Annotated in this window: 12 protein-coding genes; 3 read left to right on the forward strand and 9 right to left on the reverse strand. The window is 58.8% G+C overall.

Annotated features, from left to right (window positions below; genetic code table 11):
* Positions 1–77 precede the first annotated feature (77 nt).
* The 7 genes from A7D21_RS33505 to A7D21_RS33535 form a co-directional block, all read right to left on the reverse strand.
* On the reverse strand, positions 78–1,181 hold the full coding sequence (locus A7D21_RS33505; RefSeq protein WP_069553814.1) for a phage integrase Arm DNA-binding domain-containing protein: 1,104 nt from the start codon (positions 1,179–1,181) through the stop codon (positions 78–80).
* Entirely contained in the window at positions 1,162–1,404 is a 243-nt protein-coding gene (locus tag A7D21_RS33510) for an excisionase (protein ID WP_028619149.1), read from the reverse strand. The genes A7D21_RS33505 and A7D21_RS33510 overlap by 20 nt, the downstream gene beginning before the upstream one ends.
* Positions 1,405–1,442: 38 nt before the next feature.
* The gene (locus tag A7D21_RS33515) at positions 1,443–2,093 is read right to left on the reverse strand and encodes a hypothetical protein (protein WP_069553815.1); all 651 of its coding nucleotides are present in this window, start codon (positions 2,091–2,093) and stop codon (positions 1,443–1,445) included.
* A 50-nt stretch (positions 2,094–2,143) separates the two neighbouring features.
* On the reverse strand, positions 2,144–2,323 hold the full coding sequence (locus A7D21_RS33520; protein WP_069553816.1) for a hypothetical protein: 180 nt from the start codon (positions 2,321–2,323) through the stop codon (positions 2,144–2,146).
* Positions 2,324–2,372: 49 nt separating this feature from the next.
* Positions 2,373–2,684: a hypothetical protein gene (locus A7D21_RS33525; protein WP_069553817.1), complete on the reverse strand. Its 312-nt coding sequence runs from the start codon at positions 2,682–2,684 to the stop codon at positions 2,373–2,375.
* A gap of 80 nt (positions 2,685–2,764) precedes the next feature.
* The gene (locus A7D21_RS36445) at positions 2,765–3,694 is read right to left on the reverse strand and encodes a hypothetical protein (RefSeq protein WP_069553818.1); all 930 of its coding nucleotides are present in this window, start codon (positions 3,692–3,694) and stop codon (positions 2,765–2,767) included.
* Positions 3,695–3,709: 15 nt separating this feature from the next.
* Positions 3,710–4,261 (reverse strand): hypothetical protein, encoded by a 552-nt coding sequence (locus A7D21_RS33535; protein WP_069553819.1) that lies wholly within the window; start codon positions 4,259–4,261, stop codon positions 3,710–3,712.
* A gap of 70 nt (positions 4,262–4,331) precedes the next feature.
* On the opposite strand from A7D21_RS33535, the gene A7D21_RS33540 reads away from it, so the two are divergent.
* A complete protein-coding gene (locus A7D21_RS33540; protein ID WP_069553824.1) occupies positions 4,332–4,559 on the forward strand; it encodes a hypothetical protein in 228 nt (75 codons plus the stop codon).
* Positions 4,560–4,897: 338 nt separating this feature from the next.
* Here the strand turns inward: A7D21_RS33540 and A7D21_RS33545 are convergent, their stop codons facing one another.
* The gene (locus tag A7D21_RS33545; RefSeq protein WP_069553820.1) at positions 4,898–5,287 is read right to left on the reverse strand and encodes a hypothetical protein; all 390 of its coding nucleotides are present in this window, start codon (positions 5,285–5,287) and stop codon (positions 4,898–4,900) included.
* A 95-nt stretch (positions 5,288–5,382) separates the two neighbouring features.
* Between A7D21_RS33545 and A7D21_RS33550 the strand changes: the two genes are divergently transcribed.
* Both A7D21_RS33550 and A7D21_RS33555 read left to right on the forward strand, forming a co-directional pair.
* Entirely contained in the window at positions 5,383–5,568 is a 186-nt protein-coding gene (locus A7D21_RS33550) for a hypothetical protein (RefSeq protein ID WP_069553821.1), read from the forward strand.
* Between the two features lie 49 nt (positions 5,569–5,617).
* The gene (locus A7D21_RS33555) at positions 5,618–5,812 is read left to right on the forward strand and encodes a hypothetical protein (RefSeq protein ID WP_069553822.1); all 195 of its coding nucleotides are present in this window, start codon (positions 5,618–5,620) and stop codon (positions 5,810–5,812) included.
* A 20-nt stretch (positions 5,813–5,832) separates the two neighbouring features.
* Here the strand turns inward: A7D21_RS33555 and A7D21_RS33560 are convergent, their stop codons facing one another.
* Entirely contained in the window at positions 5,833–6,435 is a 603-nt protein-coding gene (locus A7D21_RS33560; protein WP_069553823.1) for a hypothetical protein, read from the reverse strand.
* Between the last annotated feature and the right edge of the window lie 14 nt (positions 6,436–6,449).

The raw sequence follows: 6,449 nt of genomic DNA on the forward strand, positions 1-6,449 counted from the left end.
CTGTAAGTGCTTGATTTCATAGGGCATAAAATCCTCCCCAAAACTTCCCCAATATCGCCCAAAAATTCAGCCGTCGATTATGCCACGTCGATCCACTCAGCGCCTCGGCTGTCTCGGTACAGGTCGGTCATAGTGGCCGAACGGTGACCCAGCAGTTTCTGCGCATCACGACCTTCGAATTCATGAAGTCGTGCGGCGAGGGATCGCTGCTCGTGAAAGGACGGTGGCTGGCGGCCGAAAGTTATCCCCAGCTTCGCCCCGGCCTTGTCGCGCGCCTCGGCAAATGCAGAGCTCAACGTGTCCAGCACCAGCGGCTGGCCGGCCTTTGCCCGGCCCGAAGCTTGCGCATGGTGCACCAGGTGTTGTGACAGAACGCGGTCGCGGCATTGTTTAATTACGGTAGACAGATCAAGCCCGACCGACTCGAGGCGAAGCTCGGTGCTGATGCGCAGCCTGGCGCCGGTCTTGGACTGAACGACATGCAGGAAGCCGTCGTGCACGTCCTTGAACAGCATCGAGGCTATATCGTCCCGGCGCTGGCCAGTCAGCACCGCCAACTCCATTGCCCTGCGAAGCCACGGTTTCTTGGCTTCCTCGTAGATCGCCTTCCAGAGTTCCAGCGTCAGCCGTTCGCGCTTGATGCTCACCCGCGCCGCCTTGGTCACTTCGACCGGGTTTGCGTCTGCCCACCCCCGCGCCTGCGCCTCGGCGAACACGTCTCGCAACAGCGAACGCATTGCCCTAGCCATCTGCGCCTTTCCCTCTTTGGCCATGCCCGTCAGGTAATCGGCCACATCCATCGTCGTGATGTCCTTAATCCCCTTCGATCCGAATACTGCCGTCAGGCGGTTTAACCGCATGCCCACGTTTTTGTTGCTGCTCGCTGACAGTTTCCGTTCGGCGAACAGCTCGCGGTATTCGTCCAGCCATTCCGAGAACAATTTGCCCGGGGCTGGCGCCGGGGTGCTGATGCGCTCAGCAAGCGTTGGCTTGATGGCGTCTGCGTGGTTGGCGGCGACGGCCTCGCGAATGGCCGCCTCCTTATCCTTGCCCAGGCCGAACACGCGACCACTGACTGGGTCGCGGTAGGTGTAGTAAGTGACGCCGTTGCGGGCGTCGGTCTTGCGGTAGAGATTGGGCGGAAGATCCTTTGACCCGGTGTTACGCGGCCTGGGCGCCATTGCGTGCTCTCTCTATTCTGCTGATCAGGCTGCCGCCGACGATCCGTACGGGCTGCTGATCAGGTTCTTGGTAGTGGGCGTCGGACTCTACATAGTAGTTGCGCCCGTGCTTGACCGGTACTGGAGCGATTCGGCCCTCTCGGGCCCATTTTCGCAGGGTGTTGGGGCTCGGCGGCGTCTTGAACTCGGCCGCCGCCCATTCATCCAGGGTGACTTTTGCCATGATGATGCTCCGCGCCGCGCTGGGCGGCAGAAGGTGGGTTATTCGTCGTCTTCGTCGTCAGCAGTGCGCCCGGTCAGATCGAGCGCGAAAGCTTTCCATTTTTCCCGCTCTGCCTGGGTCATCTGGTTCCAGCTGGGCGCGACGTCCGACTTGATGATCTCGCCGGCTTTGAAAACCAGGGTTCCGCAGTTGCTACCGATGTCTTCATCAGCGAACCGGAGCGTTATTTCTGCTTCTGGATGGAGGTCGGAGAGCGCCTTGATTACTGGTTCTGGGCATGACCACGCTGTATCAAACTGGAAAGCGCCCTGATCTAAATCAACCAGCTGGCTATAGGCGTTCCATTTGGTACCCCACTTTTCGCGGGCGAAATCCAGAGTGTGAAAGTGCCCGGTAGCGCGCTTGTTTCGCAGCATCTGCACGAACTGTTCGAATTGCTCGTCGCTGCACCCGGCGATGCTGGCTTTGCTCCTGCTGTCACGCTGGAGGGCGGCGACCAGCGGGTGATCATTGAGCGGCGTGCCGGTGATGGCTTCCGCACAAGTCTCGGCCAGGCCGTCGATCCCACACCAATCAAACTTACCGAGGAAGGGGATCACGGTGTTGAAGTCGATCTTGCCTTCGGCATTCAGGAGGGTAGCGAGGACTTCTTTCGGGGCTTCGACTTTGTTGGTGATATGGTTTGGCATGCGCATAGCTCCGCCCGCCGCTCACCGGCAGGCATGTAGGGGGATTGGGGTTAGGGGTAGTTCTTGCTGATGCGCTGGGCAATAGCGTCGAGCTTTTCGGCCATGTACCACATGTCGTTGTTGTCGCGGCGGGATACAACTGGTGCTCGCTGGACGTTGCGATCAATCAGGATCTTTGCTGCCAGCAGGATCAGCCATGCCTCGACCTTGCGCCGGAAGAACCGCTTCATGGCCTGTGCACTCGATAGATGAAGACGTAGGCGAACCAGAGGGTGGCGATCATGGCGTCACCCGGCGCGCCCACTGAACATAGGGGCCGTCATCCGTATCGAAGATTCCGAGCAGGAACCAACCCTCTACTGGCGGCGTCGCAGGCTCCCACCCGAGGCAATGAGCCTCTCCGTCTTCCCAGTAGGGGTGGGTATCCAGGTCGGAATCCATGTGCCAGCCGATCACCCTCAGACCTTGGGCGCCGAGCCACGCTTTCCACGCTTCGGCGTCCTCATCGAACTCCGGGACATCTGGGTGATACCAATACCCGTCAGCGCAGCGCACGACTTCGACGGGGCCAATCAACTTTTGTTCAGGCATGACTTCGTCCTTGCCGCTATAGCGGCTGACTTTGAAGGGGGAGGGGTTACAGGTTTTGCGGGTGGAGTACGGATGTACTCCTATCGGGATTTGGCGTTCAGGCGGGTTACTTCGCCGATCAATGCTTCAGCTGCAAGCTCGGCAGCGGTGTAGTAGTTCGCGCCATCAATGAGGTCTGCTTGTCGCGCTGCTTTCGTCACAAGCGCGGACACTGCCTTTTGATCAGGCAGCACCACCGCTACCGGCGCGGGCTGCTCGGCGGGAATCAGTGCAGGGCCTTCAAGCATTGGGAGCCAGCCGAGCGGATTGCCCTTGCCTTCGGTGAAGTGATCATGAGACCAGCACCATCCAGCGAAGCGCCAAACGTCCTCACCGTCGTTGTCGAAGTTGTTGGCGCCAATGGTGGGTGCTTGCTCCGCATCTTCCGTCGAATGATCTTCGAACTCAACCAGCAAGCGCAGCATTGTTCCGTCAGTCGGCGCGGTTGCCATATCACGCCAGCATGGATCGTGATTTTCTTGCGCTCCACACTTGGTGCAAACGATTAGGTATTCACCATCGTCTAACCAATCATGCGCGCACGCCACCGGCTCGCCCTGGGGCAGGGCTACCGCATTGGCGGTATTTACGCGCTCGACATAGGCCGGCATCAGTGTCGGCGGGAAGGTGTCTTCCCAAGGCTTGACGTTGCGCTTTGCCGACTCCTGGAGCTGGGCGACGTGGCCTACCAGTTCACGCACCAGGCCGGGCCAGTCCGTCACGTCATAGAACTTGCATAGCACTGTGTCGGGCTCTGGACTTGTAGCGATCTCATCGCGCAGTTCGCTGATCACCTCCTGCGCCTGGTCAATTACCATTCGCGCCTCGTGCACATCGATCCAGTTCCCCATGGCCTGGTCTTCAAACTTCTGCACCGACTTGCCTGATGGCGAAAGGAGGAAGGCATAGCGCGGGAGCGAATTCAGCTTGTCCCAGAACTCAAACCCTTCACGTGTTTGTGTGTTACGCATTGTGAAATCTCCAGATCAATTGTCTGTGCCTGTGTAGGTGCGCCATGGCACCTTGACGCCGTTGACCAGAAAGCCCCAATCACCACGCCACTTGCTGGTGATGAAGAGGGTGACTACTCCACCGGCGCTTACTGATGCGATCCGGTGATACTCGCCGTGGTTTAGGCGCGCGGTGTCGCCTGTTCGGCGAGTGATCAGCGTGTGCGCCTCGCCAGTCTGGCAATCGATCAATCGGTGCTTGCTGCGCTCATCTGCGAATCGGGATTCGACATAGGAGCCGCGCAGAATGATGGTGCGGGCGTTCCAGGGATGGTCATGCAGATCCCGGTCTTCGTCCGGGCGCATGATGTGGTGCACTCGGAACGACCACGGGCACCACCACAGCGCCGGCTTGTGCGACTTGCGCGAGTAGGGTTTGAACAGCCACCAGCGGCCCATGTACATCTCGGAGCCGTCGGCGGACATGATGTGCAGGTACGGGGTGCGCTGGGCGCGGGCGATGAGCCAGGCGGCAACCGCCGGGCGCGCAAGCAGTTTGGCGACCAGGCGCCAGAACAGGTTGATCACGGGGAGTCCTTGCCGGGCCATGCCCGGAGTGTGGTGCTACGATGGCCCCTTCCTCTAAATGGGCTGGACCATGACAAAGCACGATATTTACGATGAGATCGAAGGCTTTCAGGTTTGGAACTACATGGAGTGCGATAAGGACGATGAGGGTCGGGAGACCTGGCGTATCAACGTCGAGGTGAAGCGCGGTGGTGAGGTGGTGGTGCCTGTGGTTGCTGGTGACCGCACCTATGTCGACCGTGGCCTTGCGCAAGTGGCTGGGCGTGAGGTCGGGGGCCGGCTGGTCGCCGCTATCTAAAATCTAGAATGGCTCTATCTCAATGCTTTCGAGTTGGTATACAACCATCAAATTCTTTTCATCATGATTTAGGCGGGTCCCGAATCATTCGTGTGACCGGCCATCTTGTTTGGATAGAGGATTTGATAATGAGTCAGCGACTGAAAACGTTCAAAGGTGTTGGCGGTGCTTTGGTGGAGTTCGTTGAGGAAATACGAAACACCTCAACTGGGTTTGAATTCCACAGGTTATCTGTCTGGCGATTCACAGCAGTCCAACTGAGCGCCCTTCGAGATGCGGCGCGCCGTCGAAGCGAAACGTAAGCGCCGCCGATGCCGATGCCGGAATCCCGGCATCGGTCAGGCCGCCTGGATTTCAAGCTTTGGCGGCCACTCCGTAAATCCGACCTTGGGCGCCTTCGTCTTCGGCTTGATTATGGGCTCGCCCTGGGCGTCCACCAGCGTGCGCTTGGCCTTTATCCGCATGTCGCGGCATTTGCTGCCCTTGCGAGCCAGCTCAATGAAGTGCTCTGCATACTGCGGTGCGTCGAAGAGCGGGCTGAGCTGCTTTACCCTGACCCCCCCCATGATCTGTTCGGCCTTCTGGGTGACCTTGATCAGCCAGTCGTCAACCGAAAGCTCAATCTTGTGGCCGGGACGCTTTGGGTCGGGTCGGGTGGTTTTGACGGTCTTCCTGGCCTCGGCCATGGCGACATCGAGGGTCATTCCAAACACTGCAAAGGTGCTCATGGGTTATCTCCAAGCGTGCGCCTGCCTCGCCGGCTGGCGTGATTCGTAAATTGGGTTGATGATCTGCGCTCAGCAAAAACCTAACGGTGACTGCGATGAGCACGAAAACTGATGTGGAAGCGATACGCCTGATAGGCGATGAGGTTGTCCGATTGCTCACCCTTCCCGAAGAAAGGCTTGAGGCCGAGGTGCGTCTGGGGCTCAAGCTAATCGCTGATCTGGCACGGTGGCGTGACCTGGCTGGCCTATCCGTTGCTGAGCCTGCTGGCGTGATTCGTTGATATGGGGTATTACGGGTGACCGGCATGGAGCCGGATCAAGGAGAGCGAGATGAGCGAGAAGCCTTCAGACAGAGAAGTGGCGAAGCTGATCGGCATAACCGAGAACGAGGTTGGCACCTATCGTGTCAACTCCGATCTGAGGCCTGACGGTCGATGGCTCATCTATTTCGGATACCAGATGCCTGTGGCTTTGCGCAAAGGCCTGACTGGGAGCTTCACGTTTTTAATGCCCGAGATGGGCTAAGCGCGACAGGTTAGGGCGAGTCAGGCCGTGATGCGCTCGCCAATCACCTTGGTGGTGAAGCTTACCGAGTACTCGGTTGTCAGTTCGAACAGTCCCTTGCAGGTGTCGCACTCCATGTTCTTGTCGCCGTAGTCCTCGGCTTCAATGTGGATCACGGTGGCGCAGTGCGGGCATTTGCATTCGTCCAGGTTGCGATAATCCCACTCGTCATAGTCGGTCTCGGCGACCTTGGCCAGCGCTGCGGCTTTCGTAACAGCGTCTTCTGCGTCCTGACAAGGCTTACAGGTGAACCCGTCTGGATGTCCCCACGGTGTTTCCGTGAGCTTCGAACGGTGGGTGCCGCACAGGCGGCAAACGTTGTGTTTATCGCACACCGAGTAGCTGTACTTCTCACCGGTTCCGTTGCACTTGGCGCAACCAGAAACCCAATACCAGGCGCCATCGATTCGCTCGGCGTACAGTCCGTTTTCCGGGGGGCGCAGTCTGACTTCAGGCAGGTCAGTAGTGGTTCGGTGAAATCTGTGATGATCCGCCCCGTTCCACACGTTGAGGCTGCCGTTACGCTGGCGCTGGGTCCACTCACCCGGGATCTCCGTGATCAGGATCTTGGTGTTTTTGTCCATGGATTATCTCCAGT

Source organism: Pseudomonas sp. AP19 (assembly GCF_001728855.1).
GTDB lineage: Bacteria > Pseudomonadota > Gammaproteobacteria > Pseudomonadales > Pseudomonadaceae > Aquipseudomonas > Aquipseudomonas fluorescens.

Bases quoted from the DNA above. Each gene is read 5' to 3' on its own strand.
- A7D21_RS33510 (WP_028619149.1), bottom strand. From the start codon at position 1,404: ATGGCAAAAGTCACCCTGGATGAATGGGCGGCGGCCGAGTTCAAGACG.
- A7D21_RS33550 (WP_069553821.1), top strand. From the start codon at position 5,383: ATGAGCACGAAAACTGATGTGGAAGCGATACGCCTGATAGGCGATGAG.
- A7D21_RS33520 (WP_069553816.1), bottom strand. From the start codon at position 2,323: ATGAAGCGGTTCTTCCGGCGCAAGGTCGAGGCATGGCTGATCCTGCTG.
- A7D21_RS33545 (WP_069553820.1), bottom strand. From the start codon at position 5,287: ATGAGCACCTTTGCAGTGTTTGGAATGACCCTCGATGTCGCCATGGCC.
- A7D21_RS33505 (WP_069553814.1), bottom strand. From the start codon at position 1,181: ATGGCGCCCAGGCCGCGTAACACCGGGTCAAAGGATCTTCCGCCCAAT.
- A7D21_RS33560 (WP_069553823.1), bottom strand. From the start codon at position 6,435: ATGGACAAAAACACCAAGATCCTGATCACGGAGATCCCGGGTGAGTGG.
- A7D21_RS33515 (WP_069553815.1), bottom strand. From the start codon at position 2,093: ATGCCAAACCATATCACCAACAAAGTCGAAGCCCCGAAAGAAGTCCTC.
- A7D21_RS36445 (WP_069553818.1), bottom strand. From the start codon at position 3,694: ATGCGTAACACACAAACACGTGAAGGGTTTGAGTTCTGGGACAAGCTG.
- A7D21_RS33540 (WP_069553824.1), top strand. From the start codon at position 4,332: ATGACAAAGCACGATATTTACGATGAGATCGAAGGCTTTCAGGTTTGG.
- A7D21_RS33555 (WP_069553822.1), top strand. From the start codon at position 5,618: ATGAGCGAGAAGCCTTCAGACAGAGAAGTGGCGAAGCTGATCGGCATA.
- A7D21_RS33525 (WP_069553817.1), bottom strand. From the start codon at position 2,684: ATGCCTGAACAAAAGTTGATTGGCCCCGTCGAAGTCGTGCGCTGCGCT.